This window comes from Paenibacillus rhizolycopersici, from assembly GCF_014947195.2.
Taxonomy (GTDB): Bacteria; Bacillota; Bacilli; order Paenibacillales; family Paenibacillaceae; genus Fontibacillus; species Fontibacillus rhizolycopersici.
On sequence record NZ_JADCNN020000002.1, the window covers coordinates 307,995 to 327,310 of the forward strand.

The window sequence follows — 19,316 nt, forward strand, 5'->3', positions numbered from 1 at the left end:
AATGTACCGCGAGCACAGAGGAATTCCAATTGACGAAATACGGGAGATGATGGATTATATTCTTATTGGAGGTGTTCCGTATGGAGAAGAACATCCGTAAACCTGACGGGTTCGAATCCCAAAAGCTGTTCGTTCAACCGGACTATATGCTGAAAGAATTGATGATTTCCGCGCTGACCCGCCCGCTGTTCGTCAGCGATATCGGTTTTTTTCCGCACGCGCAGCACCACTTTCGGGAACGGCCGGATGGGGCAGACGCTCATATTTTCATCTATTGCGTGGAAGGCGAAGGATGGGTGGAATGGAAGGGGGAATCCGGCGGCGACGAACCCGGCGATGCGGTGGGGACAACGAGGACGTCGAACCTAACCGAACGGAGCTACAAGCTGACAGAGCGACAGCTGGCCGTCATCCCGGCCGGTGCGCCGCATCGATACGGGGCCTCGACCGACAAGCCCTGGAGCATATACTGGTTTCATCTGCAGGGCGAGGATACCGCTGCGTTGATTCGCACCTACGGATTGGATCAGGACGGACCCGTCCGGCTGCCACTCAGCGTTCATTCTCAGTTACTGGAGCAATCGGAGCAGTGTTACCGCCTGCTTCACGACAAGCATTACTCCCTGCCCGTGCAGATCCACGTCGCGCAGACGATGCGCCATCTGCTCAGCAGCATCGGGCTCAGCGCCGAACGTTCGGCGCAGGACCGCAAACGCGAGCGTTATTTCGACGAGGCCGTCCGCTACATGACCGAACGGCTCGCGGAGACCGTCACCCTCCCCGAGCTGGCGAAACAGGTCGGTCTGTCAAAGCAGCATCTCGTTTATTTGTTTAACCGGGAGGCGGGCCTCCCGCCGATCGAGTATTTTTTGCGGCTCAAAATGCAGCGGGCCGGACAATTACTCGACCTCACCGGCTTGAGCGTCAAGGAGATCGCCGGTGCGGTCGGCATGTCCGACCCGTATTATTTTTCGCGACTATTCAAGAAAATTATGGGTTACTCTCCAACCGAATACCGAAGCATTCCAAAAGGATAAACCCGGCAAGGCAAGCTCCGCTGAATGTCATCCGCTGATGCGCATCAAGACGGCTTCGCGGGCCGCTTTCGTCAAACCGCCGAGCACCAGATCGTAAGAATGATCGATCATCGCTCGCACATCGTCCAACGGTAAGCTGCCGTCCACTGTGACCGTATTCCAGTGCTTTTTGTTCAGATGGTAGCCGGGTTTGACACTCGCGTGCTGCTCCCGCAGATTGGCGGCGATAACGGGATCGCATTTCAAGGAGATGCTCGCCGCCCCATCATCGGACGTGACGGGCAGTAAAGCGAACATTTTCCCGCCGACCTTCATCACCAAAGTCTCCGGACCAAAGGGATATTCCTGGACGGCCCCTTTTTTGGACAAGCAATAATTAACCAACTTCTTATACACCGATCTTCCCCCTCACTCGCAGGTTTCTGGTGTTACTATATCATGATGGCCAAGCGAGGAAAAGCATTGTTGGGGTTGGGGTTCTGTGGACTCTTGGCCCAGATTCATTAATCAGCTTCTCCCCATCCCGACTATACAAGGTTCTCGCATAATCCGGTTGTTTGAATGGTTCCCGCTTCCGGATCGATCCGGTAAGTGGCAATTTCGAAGCCGCCCAGGTGAACCTCCTCCCGGATGCCCATCGAAGGGATGGCGATCGTCGTCTTTCTCGCCTGCCCCGTAGGCTCAAACAATCGCATGATGTACCCCTTCCTATTTTCCGCCTGCTTGAAGGCGCTTAGCTGGATGACTTCATCTCCCAGCTCCAGCAGGGATTTGGACAATTCCCCTTCCCCGGATGGAAAAAAAGACAACGCATAAGGCCGCTCGTTGTGCGCAGTTGCTTCGCGATCTATTCGTGCGGCTCGCTCCGCGAGTTCCCCTGCGCAAAGCCAGAAGGTAAACCGATGCTCCCCTTGGTCGATCCGCGGCGAGAAGCGGTCCTGCGCCAGGATCGGCCGGTCGCCGATCGGATGGGCGCAATAACCCGGGCTGCGCAGTAGTGATAGTCGCAATTCACCGTCCAGGTAATCGCAGCCGTAGATGCCGTCGTTGACGCAAGTTAACATTCGCTGCAAGCCGCTAGGGGTGCGGCCCAGGACGGAGACCCATCTTTGGGCGACGGCCTCGGTGCCGTCCTCCGGCAATTCGCTGATCCCGAAGGCCGTCTGGCCGCGGAACTGCCCGTTGCCGCCAAACACCGTAGGCACCGCCAACTTCAGCATCGTATCCTTCTCATTCCAGTAAACCCGCAACCCGATTTCGATCTCCGTTCCCTGCTTCGGCAGTTTGTAGGTTTGAACGAGAAAAGAATCCCGGTACCGGAACACCGCCTCAATCACCGTCCGCACCAAGCCGTCCTCGATGACGCGAACGGATGGCAGGGTCGCCTGGATACCGGAAAAGGCGCTACCTTCTGCCGGATCCATCAGCTCGAACCGTCCAACGACGTCACGGAATGCATGGGTATCCATGCGCCAAGGATCCTCGTTATCCTGGAGGGCCAGCACGGCGAACGCCCCCGGCTGAAGCAGAGACTCGCCGCCGCGAATCCGGTATTCGTCGATCAGACCCGTGCGAGCGTTGATCGTGACCTCCAAGTCCTCGCTCCGGAACCGATAGGACCCGTTCTCCTCCCGCAGCGTCGGGAGCGGCTTGTGATCCCGCATTTCGATCCGGCAGTCGAAGCGGTTCATCGACAACGGCGCCAGCTCCGCCGCAAACACGACTCGCTTCCGCCAATCAAGAGGCAGATTGCTCTCCTCCTTCTCCGCCTGGCAAGGAACGGGCACGCCATCTCGGTAAACGACAGGGTTGGAGAATCCTTCGCCCCAATTGGGGTCCTCTAACATAAATTCGCATTCGAAGATGCCCCGGACCGGGAAGGGGTGCGGGTTATAAACCAACACCGGATACTCCTGCGGCTGCGCTTTCGGCTGTCCGGCGGCCAGGGCGAAGAAGGCCCGCGTCTTCAGGCGTGAGGCGGTTTCCAACCCATGGCTGAGCAAATGCAGCGCGGACTCCTCAGCCGGCTGGATCGACGTCCCCGGCAAGATATCGTGAAACTGCGCCATCATCAGATCCTGCAGAGCAGCACGCAATTCCTCCGCCGGATAGGGAAGGCCGTGCTGCAGCGCGGCGGCGGACAGCATTTTCTCCGTTAGATACAGCTCGTTCTCGAGCTTCCGGTGCCGTTGTTTAACACGGATCATTGATGTATAGCAACCGACGAAGCGGGGATTCAAATCCCCCGCGTAGGAAGGTAGCGCTTTGGCCTCCGGCAGCTCCCGGAAATAAGCCTCCGGTGTGGAATGAACCCATTCGAACCCGCCGCAGGACTCGGGCTGCTGCATCATCTCCCCGATCCGGTCCAGATCAAAGCGGGACGGTCCGCCTCCATGGTTGCCCACGCCCCACGGGATCAGGCCGATCGGTTCATCGCCGTGATTTCCCAACCACTCGCCGATCTTCTCATGGGCTTTCCCCAGCGCCGAATTATAGCTGCCTTCGATTTTGTGAGCCATCAGCCGGCTGCCGTTATAGCCCTCCCAGATAAAATCCCGGGCCGGCAACGCCGGGAACTCGTCCGGACGCATGAAAATGTATGAATCATAACCCGCCTGCTGCATCATTTGCACGAGGCCTCGCGTATGGCCAAACGAATCGAAATTGATCGCGGTGGTCGGCTGCACGCCGAATTTCTCGCGGAAATACTCCCGTCCGAGCAGGATCTGCCGCACGAACGATTCGCCCGACGGCATATTGCAATCCGGCTGTAAATACCAACCGCCCATAATGTGCCACTTGCCTTCTCGGACCAACGTTTGGATACGGGTGAACAACGACGGCTCGTATTCCTCGACCCATTGATACAAAATCGCTTCATTATGATTGAAAATATATCCTTCGTACGCCTCGCAAAAATCCGCAGCCGCCCGGAATGTCGAAATCGCCGCAGCCGCTCCTTCCTCCCACTCCCATTGCCATACCGGATCCAGATGCGCGTTGCTGAGTAAATGCAGTTTTTTCACAGGTCTCCCCCTTGTCTTGCTTTCCATGATGAAGGCGCACTCCCCGTTGGAGGCGCTTTCCAGGCATGATGTTACCGTGTAAAGTTGGGAGCGTAAAGGTACCTTTGCGGTGTGTGGCGTACATTTTCCCAACGAAGAGGGCCTGCGGAGAAATAACCGGCGAGAATGCCTTTATTTTCGCTCGCCGATGGCGAGGTTCTGAAAAAATAGCGCCGCTCAATCAGGTATTCGCGCTGGGAATGACCGAATGATCATCCAACCGCCGAAAATAGCAAACAGGGGCCATCCCACGGAGTTCGTCATCGACTTCCGCTTCGGGATCGCCCCACTAAACTATAACGTTTGCGGCGCAAGCGCGCCGTCAAACCGATATTCCCCACCGGCAGCGGCCTCGAAGGCGATGCGGCGGTCACCCAAGCATAACGTAAACGTGCCCGGCGAATAGGCGCGCACGACTACGTCGGTCAATCGTCCCGCTTCCCAGGCGAGATTGACCTCGGCGTTTCCGCGGGCCCTTAGACCCGTCACCCGGCCAGTCGGCCACGCCGCCGGCAGCACCGGCAGTAGGTGAATTTCCCCGTCCGGACGGCTTTGCAGCAGCATTTCCGCAATCGCTGCGGTACCGCCGAAATTGCCGTCAATGACGAAGATGTTTGTCTCCGCGCCGGCGATGCCGGCCTTGGAGTAGCTCAGCAAATTGTTGAAGCACAACTCCCCGACCAGGTGCGAAATATGTTTCAAGGCACGGTCGCCGTCCTGCAGCCGGGCGAAGAATAATCCGAACAGCGCGGCCGTAAACTCGATATCCTCGAGTTCATCTTGCTGCATGCGGTTTTCCAGCGTTACCCGAGCCGCGGCCGCCAGCTCCGGCGTTTCCTCCGGCGTAATCTGATGGGCGGGATACAGCGCAAACAGATGCGATAAGTGGCGATGCTCCGGCTGGGCCTCTTCGAAGTCCTCGAGCCATTCCTGCAGTTGGCCTTTTTGGCCGACTTGCAACGGGGGCAGCATGGAGATGGCGGAGACCAGGCGCTCGCGCAGTTCCACATCCTCCCCCAGCAGCTCCGCGGCCTCGAGACAAAATGTAAACAACTCCCGCACCAGCACCTGGTCCAGCGTTGGTCCCATCGACAGTTGCCAGTGACCTTCTTCCGGACGCCCCGGGTAGAAATGGTTCTCCGGGGAATTCGACGGACCGGTCACGAGCCAGCCGTATTTCGGATGCACCGTCATGTAGTCGAGGAAGAACAACGCCGCTTCGCGCAGCACCGGATACGCCTGCTTCTCCAAGAACGCGCGGTCCAGCCCGTACCGGTAATGCTCAATCATTTGCATGGCAAGCCATAACCCGCCGGTGATGTTTAATCCCCACGAGGTGTCCCAGCCCGGCTCGGTAAATCCCCATACGTTGGAGAATACATGCGCTACCCACCCCGGCGAACCGTAGGTGTCGCGAGCCGTCTTCCGGCCCGCCCGGGCCAAATCCTCCAGATACCGCATCAAAGGCAGTTGGCTTTCGCCAAGGTGGACCACCTCCGTCGGATAATAATTCATCTCCGTATTCACGTCGAGGTGGTAGTCGCAGCTCCAGCCCATGCGGCAAGCTTCGCCATCGTTCCAGACGCCTTGCAGATGCAAAGGCAGCGGCGAATCCTCCCGCGAGCCGGCCAAAGTCAAATAGCGGCCGTACTGCAGAAATAAAGCGAATAGCTGGGGATCGCTGCCGACTTCCTTCCGCAGCAGCTGCATCCGTTGGTCCGTAGGCAAATCCGCCGCCCCGGAAGGGCCAAGATCAACGGATACCCGTCGGAACAGCGGCTTATAGTCGGCCAAATGATTCGCCCGCAGGCACTCGTAACCCTTGGACAACGCCAAGGCGGTCTGAAGCCGGGCCGCCCGCTCCCACGCGCGCGACTCGCTGCGGTAGTCTGTGGCGACAGCCAGGTAAATGCAGGCTTCGTCCGCTCCGGTGACAACCAGCCGGCCGTCCTGGACGCGGATGCTGCCGCCCCGGGTCTCGATCTCGATGCGGCCGCGGCACATGACGCCGCAAGCGCCGTCGCTATGCACCGTCTCCGTTGCCCGGCCGCGGAATTCTAGCGCCGCGTCCCCCTCCGCCGAAACCGCGAACTCGGGCGTGAGCCCCGCGATGGCGAGCGTAAATGAGACGCCGCCCGCCGCTTCGCTCCCTATCCGCGAGACGAGGACATCGTCGGCATGGGAAGCGAACAGCTCGCGGACCAGGGTCGATCCGGGAGGGCCGGCGGTCGTCGTCAGCAGGGCGGTCGCCAAGTCCAGCTCGCGCCGGAAGCCGGTGCCGTCGCAAGTACCGCCGGTGCCGTTAAGAATTCCCTCGCCACTCCCGGCAAACTCGATCACCACATCGCACATCGCCAGATGGGTGCCGAAGTTCGGCTTGGGCGGTTGCAACGCCTGCTTCGCCAGCCGGTCGGCGCCGGCGTAATCGCCGGCGAACAGCCGCTCGCGGATTGCCGCCAGCGCCGCCTTGCCTCCGGTGGCGGGTGCCCCCTCATCCGCTCGGCCCGACCAATACGTCAACTCGGTCAGATTCCAGACCTCGCGGTCCGGCGCAGCCATCACGACGGCGCCGATCCGCCCGTTGCCTACGGGCAGCCCCTGCGGCCACCCCATGGCCGGCTTGTCATACCAGAGCCGGGTTGCCCCCTGATCTGTTACGTCCACCTTCATCCGCCTTCACTCCTTCCCGGACGCGAGGTACTGCGGTACCAGCCGATACGTTTCTCCCGCTTCCGTAGCAAATTGCGTCTCGCCTTCCACCGTCCGCTCCGCCGCAACCTCAACACCGCCGTGGTAAACGAGAAACGGCGTGTCTCCGCCGAGCCCCGCTCGAACGCGGCAGGCATGACCCAGCCTGGAGGCGATTTCCGCCTCGGCCAATTTCCCGTTCGCCCAGCGCAGGTTCACTTCGAAGCCGCCGCGGGCGCGAAGGCCCCGGACTTCGCCGTCCGGCCAAGCCTCCGGTAAGGCGGGCAGCAGCGCCAGCGCCGGGAGATGCGACTGCAGCAGCATCTCGGCGATGCCGGCAGATGCGGCGAAATTGCCGTCGATCTGGAACGGCGGATGCGCGCCCAGCAGGCTGGCGTACACGCCGCCGTGATTATAACGCTCGGTTTCGCCGTCCTTTACCAGCCGCAGCATATTGCCGAGCAACCGCAGCGCCCGGTCTCCATCGCCGAACCGGCTCCACAAAGCCACCCGCCAGCCCAGGCTCCAGCCCGTGCTTTCGTCACCCCGACGCACCAGTACCTTTCGTGCCGCGGCAAACAGCTCCGGCGTCTCTTCCGCCGACAGCTGGCGGCCGGGATAGACGCCCACCAGATGGGAGGTATGCCGATGATGGACGTCTTCGTCCTCAAAGTCCCGACTCCATTCCTGCAACTGACCATACTTCCCGACCTGCAGCGGCAGCAACCGTTCGCGGGCCTGTCTCAGCTCTTCACGAAACGCCTTGTCGATACCAAGCACCCCGGCTGCTTCGATGCAGTTTGTGAACAACTCCCAAATCAGCGACAGGTCCATCGTCGCCCCTTCACTAATGGCCGCAACGCCCTCGGCCGTGCGGAATTTATGCTCCGGCGAGGTTGAAGGCGAAGTTACCAGACGGCCCAACTCGTCTTCGATGAGCCAGTCGAGGGCGAATAAAGCGGCGTCCTTCAGGATGGGATAAGCAAAATCATGCAAATAAGCGACATCCCCGCCAAAGACGTAATGCTCCCACAAGTGCTGCGTCAACCAGACGCCGCCCATCGGCCAGAATGCCCACGCCGGATCGCCGTCGCCGTAATCACCCACCGGGGCCGTTTGTCCCCAGATGTCCGTGTTATGATGGGCGGTCCAACCCCGGGTGCCGTAATTGATTGCGGCCGTTTTGGCCCCGTTCTCGGCTAGGTTGCCGATCATCTCCAGGAGCGGCCAGTGGCATTCCGCCAGGTTGCACACTTCTGCCGGCCAATAGTTCATCTCCGCGTTGATGTTTAGCGTCCAGTTGCTGCTCCAAGGCGGCCGGGTGATCGCATTCCAGATCCCCTGCAAGTTAGCCGCCTGCGTACCGGGACGAGAGCTTGCGATCAGCAAATACCGGCCATAATGGAATAAGAGCTCGACTAAACCCGGATCGGAGGCGCCATATTCCACGATCCGCCGCTCCGTGTCCAACCCTTCCGGTGCAGGCGATTCGCCAAGCCGCAAGCTGACGCGGCCAAACAGGGCTTGGTAGTCTTCGATATGCCGGGCCCGAAGATCCGAATAGCGCCCGGTTAATGCGCCGGCCAGGTCCGCTTTGGCGCGCGCCGCCGCAATCTCAGCCGGAGCAGGCCCGTTCCGGCCCGCCCCCGGGATCCGGTCGAACCGCTCGAAGCTGGTTGCCGCGCTGAAAACCAACACCGACTCCGTCGCATCCAACACGTGAATACCGGAGCTGTCGACGTTGATCCGGCCGTCGGTATTCACAACCGCCAGCCGGCCCTCGAAGGCCATCGCCGGCGAGACAGTCGGGTCGCCGTAGCGAATTGGACGATCCGAGCTCACATAGTTCGGCTCCACCCGTTCCGGGGCCGTCCCCCGCATCACCAGTACGCCTTCTTCCGTCGTGGTGGCATGGCGGAGCGGACTGTCTAGCCGGGCGTGGAAGGCGAGCGCCCCGGGGTGGCTGCACGTCAGCCGCAGTACAATGACCTGATCCGGGTGAGACGCGAAGATCTCACGTGTATAGGTCACCTCACCGACAGCGTATTCCGTCAGATGGACGGCATTCGCCAAGTCCAACGTGCGGCGGTAACTCCGGCAGGCGGACCCATGCTCGAACGTCAACTGCAAATCGCCGAGCGGCAAATAAGATTCCGTATACGGCCCCAGCATTTGACGCCCCAGTTGGTCCGCCTCTTCAAAGCGGCCTTCCCGGACGAGCTTCCGTACCTTGGGTAATACCTGCCGAGCGGCAGGATTGTTCCAATCGCGCGGATAACCGGACCATAACGTATCCTCGTTTAGACTGATCGTTTCCCGCTCCACCCCGCCGTAAACCATCGCGCCGAGACGCCCGTTTCCAACCGGAAGCGCTTCGGTCCAGACCGCGGCCGGTCTTTCATACTGCAGCTTCGTGTTTTGCTCCATTGTTCCTTCCTCCCCTGCCCAATCTTATTTCTCGTTCTTCAACCCGTCACTGCTATGATCATCATGATCTACAATCACCGCATCCGGGCAGGCCTCCAGTTGTATGGCTTTCCTAAGGTCGAACCCGCCGGAGGATGCCAGCCTAACTTCGTTCCCGCGAAAGATCAAATCCTTCGTGCTGTGCGCGGACAACAGGAAACCCTCAGACTCGAAGTGATTATTGACGACGGCAATTCCACGATGAACCGGCTTATCCGGGAGCGCTTCCCGGTTTTCCGGCGCAATCATGATCGCCGCGCAAGTTTCCCCTCCGCAGGAGACAAACCGGTTCCCCTCGATCACCATATCCTCCACCGCACCCGATTCGAACCAGGAATTCGCGTCGGCGGCAACTAGAATGGCGCTCATCCGCAATCGTTCAAATAGGTTGTCACGGATCAAAGTCGACCCGCGTGTGGAAGCCAGCACTCCGCGTGTCGGAATGCGGGCGAAATGATTACCCGTGATTTCCACCTCCGGAGACCAGGTAACATTCTCGATCACATCCCGCGATCCCCTCTCCTCCGGAGCAGGCCGCTCCAGCGTGAGCAGCAGCTCGCGTGGATCTAGCCGACGAACCTCACGCACCTCGCCGGTTCCATACGTCACCAGCGTATCCGCATCGACGAAGCCGATCTCATCGCCCGCGCGGAAAGCCGGTAACCCATAAGTCTGCGGATGCATAAACCGCACGACCAATTGATCCGGTGCCGGACGGCCGACGATCCGCAAATACGTGCCGTGGACATTGATCGCATCGTCATGCGCGCCCGCAAAGCGGCAATCCCGAATCGTGATCCGTCCCCGGCAGCCCGATAGGTGGATGAAATCGGCGAAGCCGGCGACGGTCCGGCCGGTTTCGGCGCGCGGCGACAAGTCCAACCGCTCGAAGACGAGGTTCTTGCTGAATTGCCCGACCATCCCGAGCCCATGCATAAAATGCAGGCCGCAGCCGGAAAACGCGATGTCCTCACTTTCATTCACAAGGACGCCGACCTGATCGCGGAGGCCGTCCCGCATCTGGACGATGCGCCCGGGGACCATCCCCTCGGGTAAGCCGCCGTCAAAATTAAACCGCAGTCGTCCAGGGCGGACCTCCTCCGTATGCGTAGTCGTCCGCTCCAGCCAATTATCCACCCGCCAGGTCGTATTATCGACCGGATCGCAGAGCTGCATCGGCCCGGTCCGAAAACGCCAGTCTTCGCCGATCCATGCTAGCCTGCCTTCTTTTACCTCATAGCTCGAATCCGGATGCACTTCTGCCTCCATCCAGCCCTCCTCTTGCTCGCACCGTTTCACCGTCATCTCCGTTACCGTCGGTATAGCGTAATCGAAGTGAAGGTCGCGGATGGCGATGTCTTCGCAGCTGTCGATCAACAGCATCGTCTGCTTGCCATGGAACAGGAACATCGCCCCGTTCCCCCGGAGGGTCAGGTGCCGCTGTCCTTTTAGCAGCAACCCGATTGTCTTCGTAACATCCGGCAATTCCTCCTCGCTTGCCGTGTTGGTCACATGGTAAGGAGCCCGGATGGCCGCCTGCGAATAGAAATGATACCGTCCGCATGGCACATCCAGCACAACCGGGCCTTCCGCTCGTTCGGCCGCCTCCAATGCTAGACGCATGGCCGGCTGTGCATCTTCCTCCGTATCCGGCCGGGCTCCATAATCCCCTAAGGAGATTACGGCCGCACGATCTTCGCCTAACATATCACATCCGCTCCTCTCCATCTATCTCTGTTTTGGCAGAAAAATGCCTAAAAACGTCCATCTTCGACTCCATCATCTCGATAAGAAAAACAGAATGCCGGCCCAAGAGGCCGGCTTCCGTGATCCGCGCCGCCGGTAGCCCGAAAGCAGCTGCGACGCGAAATATTCGAGTTATTTCGCCGATTGGTCATACGCCTTCTGCAGAATTTCCAGATAGCGATCCAGCTTCAAGTCCTTCAAGCCTTGCACATAAGCATCCCAATCCTTATTCAAGTCCTTGTTGCCGGTGATGAACTGCAGCTGGCTTTGCTCGATGTAGTTTTTCAAGTTCGTTTGCAGCATGCTGGCTTCGTCAATTTCGCTTGGATCAATCCAGATCGACCAGATCGGGAAAATCTCCTTCGGTTCATGTCCCTGATACAGAAGCGTGGCGTTGTACAATCTGCGTTCATAACCGTCCGAAGCATAGATGTCTTCACCTTGAACCCAAGTGTCGCGGTATTCCTTCGGCATGTAGAAGTGACCCATCCCGCTCCAGCCTGCATTGTGCGGCGCTTCGCCTTCCTTCATCTGAATCGTCTTGACCATCGGCGTTACCCCTTCGCCAAGGGCTTTGTCACCGGGCTCCGGATCGGTCCAGTCGATGCCTTTCATCCCTGTGCCGGCATTGGTTTGCCCTTCCGGCGTATACATGTAGTCGATCGCTTTGATTAGGGCGACTTGCACTTCTTCGCTGGCTTTATTCGTAATGACAAATTTAGCCCCCGAGGTCACGCCGCCAGCATCATGCGTGGCGAACGAAGCCCCTCCCGGTCCTGACAAAGGCGCCAGCGGATTGTAGTGAGCGGAACGGGTGTTGCCCGGATCGATGTTTACGAAAATTGCGGGATGCATGCCTGCGCCGGCGCCAAGGATTTCCGCATCCGCGTTTTCGCCGATCTTCTTGTAAGCCTCGGCGTTTTGCGTAAAGGCACCCGGATCGATCAGTCCTTCATCGTACAGCGATTTGATGTAAGCCAAGCCCTCCTTCCACTCCGGCTTGATCGCTGCGGAAACCACCTTTCCATTTTCCATGTTTAAATAGTTGCGGTCATCATCATAGACGAAGGCATTCATTAAATAGGGCACGATACGTACGCCGAAATCCTCCGTGGAGCCGCTAAGCGGTACCTCGTCCGCTTTGCCGTTGCCGTTCGGGTCCTTTGTTTTGAACGCCTGCAGCATTGCTTTGAATTCCTCCGTCGTTTTGGGCTCCTCCAGGTTCAACTTCTGGAGCCAATCCGTGTTCACCCACATTTTATTCGGATAAGAGCAGTGGAAGCATTCCGTGTAAGCGCCGAGCCCGTAGATGTTTCCGTCCGGGGCGGTGTACAGCGCTTTCATTTCCGGTGATTCTTCCATCGCTTTTTTGATATTCGGTCCATACTTGTCAATCAGGTCGTTCAGCGGGATCAATACGCCTTGTTGCCCGTATTTGAGCACGTCGGCTTGGGAGAATTCGTCGATGTAAGCGGTCAGCAGGTAGGCTTCCGGATAGTCGCCGCTCGCCAACGAGATTTGGCGTTTCTCCTTCGCACCGTCGGACGGGTTGATCTGCCAGTTAAACTTGATATTAAACTTCTCTTCCAAAAACTTCGTAAATTTATTGGTCGGAATATCGATGCCCGATTCCTGAACGGCGAAGACGCTGACTTCCACCGGTTTGGTCGATTCGGCGCCCGACGAACCGTTGCCCTGGGCGTTGTTCGAGCTCTCTGTATTTTTTCCCGAACAGCCGCTGATCACCAGCGTAATCGCCAGTACCAGCATGAACATGCTAAGCAGGGTTTTTTTCAAATTTGATCGCTCCCTTTTTAATAGATGTCATTCGCTTCCCTTCCGCAACTCTCTTGGTGCAAATCGAGAGCATCACCTCCTTCTATAATGAAGTCAGAACCCCCCAGGCGCAACCGTCATTTCGAGGTGTACTTCCCTCTCAGCCTTTAACCGAACCGACCAACATACCTTGAACAAAATAGCGCTGCACAAACGGATAAATGACCAGTACCGGCAGCGTGGCGACCACAATGAGTGAATACTTGAGCAGCTCGGCAAGCTGCTGCTTCTCGACGATGGCCATCGCATCCATGTTGCTCCCGCTGTTGTTCTGGATAATGATGCTCCGCAAGATGAGCTGCAACGGGAACAGGTCTGCGGTCTTCAAGTAAATCAAAGCATCGAAATAAGCGTTCCACTGGCCAACCGCATACATCAGTACAAGCACGGCAATGATCGGTTTGGACAGCGGCAGCACAACGCTCCATATGAACCTTAAATCGCTGCAGCCGTCGATTTCGCTTGCCTCCAGAAGCTCCTCGGGAATGGAGGATTGGAAGAACGAGCGGGCGATGATCACCTGCCAGACCCATATTGCATTGGGGATCAACAGCGCCCAGCGCGTATCGATCAGGTCTAGCCCCTTCACGACCATATAGGTCGGAATCAAGCCGCCGCTGAAGATCATCGTGAAGGTGATGACCATCATCAGCGCGTTCCGTCCGAAGAACGCCCGGCGCGACAGCGGATAAGCGATCATGATGGTCAACGTGACGCTGATCAGGGTACCGACCGTCGTATAGAAGATCGAGTTGAGATAACCGGTCATCACCTCTCCTCTGCGGAATAACTCTTCGAAGCCTTTAAAAGATAGCTCCACCGGCCATAACCAGACCTGCCCAGAGGTGACGGCCGCCGGGCTGCTGATCGAGCTGCTCACGATATAAATCAACGGATAGAGCACAACGATGACGAGCAGGGTCAGGATGACATAGATGACACCGATAAAGATCCGGTCTCCCGCCGATTCCTTGATTCTTTTCTTGGGGATTGCTGTAGCTGCCATATCCTAACTCCTCTCCTACCAGATGCTGTTCTTCGTAAGCCGCTTGGCCAGACCGTTGACGGTCAGCAGCAAAACGAGATTGATGACGGAATTAAACAAGCCGACCGCGGTTGCGAAGCTGTAGTTGGCGTTCAGTAAACCGATGCGGTAAACATAAGTCGCGATAATTTCGGAATTAACCAGGTTCAGCGGATTTTGCAGCAGATACACCTTCTCGAAGCCCAGCGCCATAACATTGCCGACGTTCAGGATCAAGATGATCACAATGGTCGGTACGATACCCGGCAAGTCGACGTGGCGAATCTTCTGGAACCGCGAAGCCCCGTCCACCTTGGCCGCTTCATACAAAGTCGGATCGACCCCCGCCAAAGCCGCCAAATAAATCACGGCATTATAGCCCGCGGTCTGCCAAATATCGGACCAGACGTAAATCGAACGGAACATCCCCGGTTCGCCCAGAAAGTTAATCGACTCCAACCCGAAGTAATTGAGCGCAATATTCGCAAAACCAAGTCGGGGCGCCAGAAATAGCATAATGATTGACACCATGACGACGGTTGAAATGAAATATGGGGCAAAGGAGACCAACTGCACGAACTTCTTGAAGCGGCCGCCGCGAATTTCGTTGATCATCAGCGCCAGAACAATCGGAATCGGGAATCCGGCCAGAATCAAGTAACCGCTGAGGAGCACCGTATTCTTCACCAGCGTCCAAAATTGCGGGTTCTCAAAGAACAATTGAAAGTGTTTGAAGCCCACCCACGGGCTGCCCCAAATGCCCTTGATGACGTTGTAGTCCTTAAACGCGAGCGCCGCATTCAACATCGGGTAATATTTGAAAATAAGAAAGAATAGCACCGGAGGAATCACGAGCAAATGCAGTTGCCAGTGCTTCTTGATGTTGCGGCGCGCAACCCGCCAATAACTGGCCTTGCGCGTGACGTCCGGCACGTAATCCGGTTGAAGAGCAATTTGTTTATCCAGAACAATTCCCCCTAAACGTGAAGTCATCGTGGTTGGTAGCGTTTTCTTTACGAGTCGATCATAGGGCATGTTTGGCGGGATTGAACAGGTACACTTCCGTCTTTTGACGTACAGATCTCCCGTTTTTCGGGGGTCATCCTTCGGGTCTGGAGCCATTTTTCCGCAAAAAGAAAACAGCGGCCGCGCCTCCCTGAATCGGAAGGTACGGCCACTGCAATGGCGGAGCGATATAGATAAGCCCATGGGGAGGATGCGTTCCGTTAATCCTGGCAAGACTGCCGATAAGCGCTCGGCGATATCCCCGTCAATCGTTTGAATGCCCGACGGAACGAATGCGAGCTGTTGTACCCCACCCGGGCAGCAATCTCGTCCACGGTATAGCCGCTCTCTTTCAGTAGCACCGCAGCCTGGTCCATCCTCACTTTGATCAAATGGTCAGAATAGTTCACTCCGGTGACTTCTTTAAACAGCTGGGAAATGTATTTCTCCGGTCGCTCTACGTGTTCTGCAACCCGGTACAGCGTCAGGTCGGGGTCTGCGTAAGCCTCAGCCGTGTACTGATAGATCTGTTTGATCAGCTGGGCATGCGAATCCTTCTTCTTGTTGGCGATATAACCGCACAACTCCTGAATGATCACGTGGATTTCCTGCTGGATCGCTTCAAGCGGCCCGGTAAATGCGATCTCGATGATTCGCTTCTTGACGCTCTCGAACAGCGGGGATTCCAGAAAAATTTTCTGATCCAGCAGCTTGAGGAACGTGCCCTTCATTTCCCCGACCAGTTGGTGTTTCATTTCGACGGACAACTCGCGTTGATCCAGATTCTGCGCGAAGATCGAGTCGACGATCTTTCGTGCCTCCTTCAGCTCCCCGGCGCGAATCGTGCTGATGAGACGATGCTCGGTATCCAGCGGATAATAATAGGTCGTGTTTTCGATTTGCGTCTCATGGCTCCACATGATGCCTTTTTTGTTCAGGTACACGGCATATTCCAGCGCCTGTTTCGCCTGGTCGAAAGATTGGCCGACCTCCGTAACGCCGGCAAACGGTTCACCGAATCCGGCTTGCATCGAGATTTTGTATTCGGCAAACACATGCTGGACGAGCTTCTCCATCAGTGCCGAGATTCGCTCCTCCTCCGCGGGTCCCGGGAGCCGGTCGGCCTCGGAGAAGAATAGCAGAACGATTTTGTCCGAACCCGAATCGGTCATCGGTACAGGTCCGGCGAGCTCCGTAACGGCTTGCTTCATGAGCAGCCTTGCGGCGTTCAGCTCGTTCAGCACCTCCACGGTATCCATGCCCGCATATCCGTTGATTTGCAGGATCCCAACGTAACCTTCACCTTGCCGTAACGCGATGTCGGCCTGGGCCGCTGCCGAGACGATTTCATCCCGCGATTCGAATTCGCCGGCGATCAACCGCTTTAGGAAAGCGTCTCGCACCAGCGGAAGCTGGCGGTGAAGCTCCGACTCCAGCAATTTGTTTTTCGTGATCATCCCGGCGATATTTCCGCTCAAGAAGTCGAACTCGTTACGCCCTGCGTCTTCGTCCTTCCCGAACTGCTCCTTCATGACCCCGATCAAGTGGTTGATCGGAAGGCTGTTGCGATACGCAAGGAACAAGCCCACCAGCAAACCGATAAACATCGCGCCACCGGTAATCATCCAGGAAATCTGCTTGATCTGGTTTGGCTTCTCCATCAACGTGCTTCGAGGAATACCCGCTTGGTAAACCCAGCCATTCTTGTCCGAACGCGTGGTAATCACGAGATCGCCGCCGTAAAATTGGCTCGTCTTCTTCTTGTCAAATTGGGGATCCGCCTGCAGCCTAGTGATATCCTGCGCCGCTTCCCCTTGCAGGAAGATCGTGTTTCCCTCCGCGTCATAAATGTGGACCCACCCGCCGCTTTGTTCGGTTAAGCCGGACAATAACCCTGCGATTGTCTTCTGGTCGATCAGGACGACGACGATCGCCGGCGACGTATCATTAAAGCTGTCGAGCGGCAGCGATTGCATGTAGGTGATGACCGAGGTCTTCACATCCCGCTCGCTGAACGGGGTCAGCGGCTTGATTTCGCTGCGATGGGTTTTGCCGAGTACCTGCTGCTCCCACTCCTCGAACGACAAATTGTCGTAATGAAAGTAATCGTAATAGTGCTCCGGTCGGAATGAGGATCCGGAGGTCACGATCAAATTGTAGTTGGCTAGATAAATAAAATAATTTCGCAAAAAATCGTTGGTTTGCCCGAACGTCAACACGTTACGCATCGCCTTCCAGATGCCGTAAACGTCCCTTTCGGTACCGCGATCGTTCATCAGGGCGTTAATCTCCTGGCTGATCGCCAATTGCCGGGTCATGCCCTCCACTTCCGCCATCCGGTGCTCAAGCAACTCCTGGCTTTTTTCCAGCTGGATGACGCTGTTCTCAATCGAGATCGACTCTGTAACGGTAATGGACGTTCGATAGGAGATGTACCCGCCGATGCAGGGGATAAGCAAGATGGCAACGTAAGAAATCAGAAAGCTGCGGAAAACCCGGGAATGCCGAAGCATGGGATGACCCCCCATCTTTATTGGTAGCGCTGTCATTTCAGGCCGAGCCGCCCGCCTTTTTGGTTTCATCATTATATCTAGTTCCGTTTTATTCTGTCTAGCGAGAAATAAGCGCCCCATTAGTCAAAGCATATCGAGGTTTGCCCCGCTTGGATAGGTACTCCTGGGTAGGAAGGCGTACATTTTTCCCGGCTTGTCCGCAGTGAAACCGCGCATTGGCGCGGGTTTGCAGAATCGTTCGGCGAGGGAAGAACTGTTCAAAGTTACGAATGCGGTGTTGAGAGTACGGCGTACAAGCGTGTGATGAGCATAGCGGTAAAAAATGGCCTTATTTCTCCCCTTAAGACGGATTCAACACAAATAAGGCCCAAAAAGGGCCTTATTTATAGGAAATCTAGGCAAAACAAGCTAAAATGGGGTTCCTGCGAGTCGATAACGGAAAAAAGTTCCCCTATTTGACCGAAAACAGCCATCGCAACCGAAATAAGGACATAAAACCCGTTATCGCAGGAAGTCGCTGGCCTTCCTCGCCGGGACGTTGTGCCTCTTCCAACAAGGGTACCACGCCGGGACAACAGCTACTGCCGCAACGGTGCCCAACCGTGACGCCAAATCCCTACGGTATAGGCGCCACCTTAACCCGCATTCCACCATCCGCCGAGCCTACAGCGGCATCGCCATCCCGTCGATGCCGATCATTACCGCGCCGGTATCCGCCTCCAGCTTGCCCTCGGCCAAATCGAGGATCGCCCGCGCGGTGTCCAAGGGGTCGCCGGGCGCCTGGTTGCCCCCCATCGGGGTACGCATCCACCCCGGATGCATGGCGAACACCCCGAACCCCAGCGGCACCAGCTCCTTGCGCAGCTGGGCGGTAAAATGGTTAAGCGCCGCCTTGGACAACGCGTACGGATAGTCACCGCCGTAAGCCCCGGCCAGGCACCCTGCCTCCGAGGACACGTTCAGGATGAACGGCCGGTTTCCGGCCTTTAGCAGTGGCAGGAAATGCTTCACCATTTTCATCGGGCCGTACAGATTCGTGCGAAACGTATTCTCCACCGCAGCGAATTCCAATCGCTCAATCGGCTGCTCCCGCGCAAGCAAAATCCCGGCGTTGTTGATCAACGCATCAACGGCGTCCCATCTGCCGGCCATAGCCTCCTTCGCCTTGGCGACCGACTCCTCTTCGTCCACATCAAGCTCAAGCAACGTCAGTTTACCTGGCGCTCCTTCCTGTAGATCTTCCAATGCCTCCACGTTCGTTTCCAACGAACGAATGCCGGCGGCCACTTCATGGCCGCGGCGCAGCGCTTCCCCCACGATTTCAAAACCGAGTCCCTTGCCTGCTCCCGTTACGATCAGTCTCATACAATCCAACCCTGCTTTCTTCGGTTGATATGAATCCGTTTACATTTATGAAGATGCAATTTCTATTTATCGTTCTCCAGCAGCTCGATCCACAGCTTCAGATCGCGCGTTGCATCCATATAGGCGTATCGTCCGCCGGTGTACTCTCCCTTTTGTGCCAACGGCATGCCGCGTCCTTCAAGCAGTTGAATCTTCTCCTTCATCCCTTCGATTACGAAGGCAATATGGTGCATACCTTCCCCCTTCTCCTCCAAGAAATCCCGCCAAGTGCTCGGATGTTCGTCCGGTTCGATGAGTTCCAACTGCAGCTGACCGCAATCAAAAAACGCCAGTTTGGCACGAGCCGGAGAGGGGGCTCCCAGATATTCCGTCTTTGCCACGTCCACGGCGTCTGTCCAAAACCAAGCCGGCTTCTCCACGCCTAGAAAATCCGCGTAGGCCTGCGAAACGGCTTCGATATCCCTAACGATGACTCCAATTTGCGTAATGATCTTGGTGCCCAATGGTTGTTTGTCCATGTGTGGTCGCTCCTCTTTTCCCAAATATGTGATTTGATGAGGCCATGGCCCAA

At 57.1% G+C, this 19,316-nt stretch carries 12 protein-coding genes; 1 reads left to right on the top strand and 11 read right to left on the bottom strand.

All coding sequences use genetic code 11. The features are described 5' to 3' along the window. The first annotated feature begins 80 nt into the window (after positions 1–80). Entirely contained in the window at positions 81–1,037 is a 957-nt protein-coding gene (locus IM700_RS03595) for an AraC family transcriptional regulator (RefSeq protein WP_155606820.1), read from the top strand. 27 nt (positions 1,038–1,064) lie between these two features. On the opposite strand, the gene IM700_RS03600 is transcribed toward IM700_RS03595, so the two are convergent. The 11 genes from IM700_RS03600 to IM700_RS03650 form a co-directional block, all read right to left on the bottom strand. Further along, positions 1,065–1,433 carry an MmcQ/YjbR family DNA-binding protein gene (locus IM700_RS03600; protein ID WP_193416822.1) on the bottom strand — a complete coding sequence of 123 codons (369 nt, stop codon included), beginning with the start codon at positions 1,431–1,433 and terminating at the stop codon, positions 1,065–1,067. 131 nt (positions 1,434–1,564) lie between these two features. After that, the gene (locus IM700_RS03605; RefSeq protein ID WP_193416823.1) at positions 1,565–4,063 is read right to left on the bottom strand and encodes a glycoside hydrolase family 38 N-terminal domain-containing protein; all 2,499 of its coding nucleotides are present in this window, start codon (positions 4,061–4,063) and stop codon (positions 1,565–1,567) included. Positions 4,064–4,396: 333 nt separating this feature from the next. Beyond that, a complete protein-coding gene (locus IM700_RS03610) occupies positions 4,397–6,772 on the bottom strand; it encodes a glycoside hydrolase family 95 protein (RefSeq protein ID WP_193416824.1) in 2,376 nt (791 codons plus the stop codon). Positions 6,773–6,778: 6 nt separating this feature from the next. Further along, the gene (locus IM700_RS03615) at positions 6,779–9,217 is read right to left on the bottom strand and encodes a glycoside hydrolase family 95 protein (RefSeq protein ID WP_193416825.1); all 2,439 of its coding nucleotides are present in this window, start codon (positions 9,215–9,217) and stop codon (positions 6,779–6,781) included. 24 nt (positions 9,218–9,241) lie between these two features. After that, positions 9,242–10,963 carry a right-handed parallel beta-helix repeat-containing protein gene (locus IM700_RS03620; RefSeq protein WP_193416826.1) on the bottom strand — a complete coding sequence of 574 codons (1,722 nt, stop codon included), beginning with the start codon at positions 10,961–10,963 and terminating at the stop codon, positions 9,242–9,244. Between the two features lie 171 nt (positions 10,964–11,134). Next, positions 11,135–12,799: an extracellular solute-binding protein gene (locus IM700_RS03625; RefSeq protein ID WP_193416827.1), complete on the bottom strand. Its 1,665-nt coding sequence runs from the start codon at positions 12,797–12,799 to the stop codon at positions 11,135–11,137. Positions 12,800–12,938: 139 nt separating this feature from the next. After that, positions 12,939–13,844, bottom strand: a complete 906-nt coding sequence (locus IM700_RS03630) for a carbohydrate ABC transporter permease (protein WP_193416828.1) — start codon at positions 13,842–13,844, stop codon at positions 12,939–12,941. Between the two features lie 15 nt (positions 13,845–13,859). After that, the gene (locus tag IM700_RS03635; protein WP_239483559.1) at positions 13,860–14,855 is read right to left on the bottom strand and encodes an ABC transporter permease; all 996 of its coding nucleotides are present in this window, start codon (positions 14,853–14,855) and stop codon (positions 13,860–13,862) included. Positions 14,856–15,088: 233 nt separating this feature from the next. Beyond that, on the bottom strand, positions 15,089–17,380 hold the full coding sequence (locus IM700_RS03640; protein WP_239483560.1) for a helix-turn-helix domain-containing protein: 2,292 nt from the start codon (positions 17,378–17,380) through the stop codon (positions 15,089–15,091). A gap of 663 nt (positions 17,381–18,043) precedes the next feature. Beyond that, positions 18,044–18,745, bottom strand: a complete 702-nt coding sequence (locus IM700_RS03645; protein WP_193416829.1) for an SDR family NAD(P)-dependent oxidoreductase — start codon at positions 18,743–18,745, stop codon at positions 18,044–18,046. A gap of 62 nt (positions 18,746–18,807) precedes the next feature. Beyond that, complete coding sequence (locus IM700_RS03650) at positions 18,808–19,263, bottom strand: VOC family protein (RefSeq protein WP_155606828.1); 456 nt, start codon at positions 19,261–19,263, stop codon at positions 18,808–18,810. Positions 19,264–19,316 lie beyond the last annotated feature (53 nt).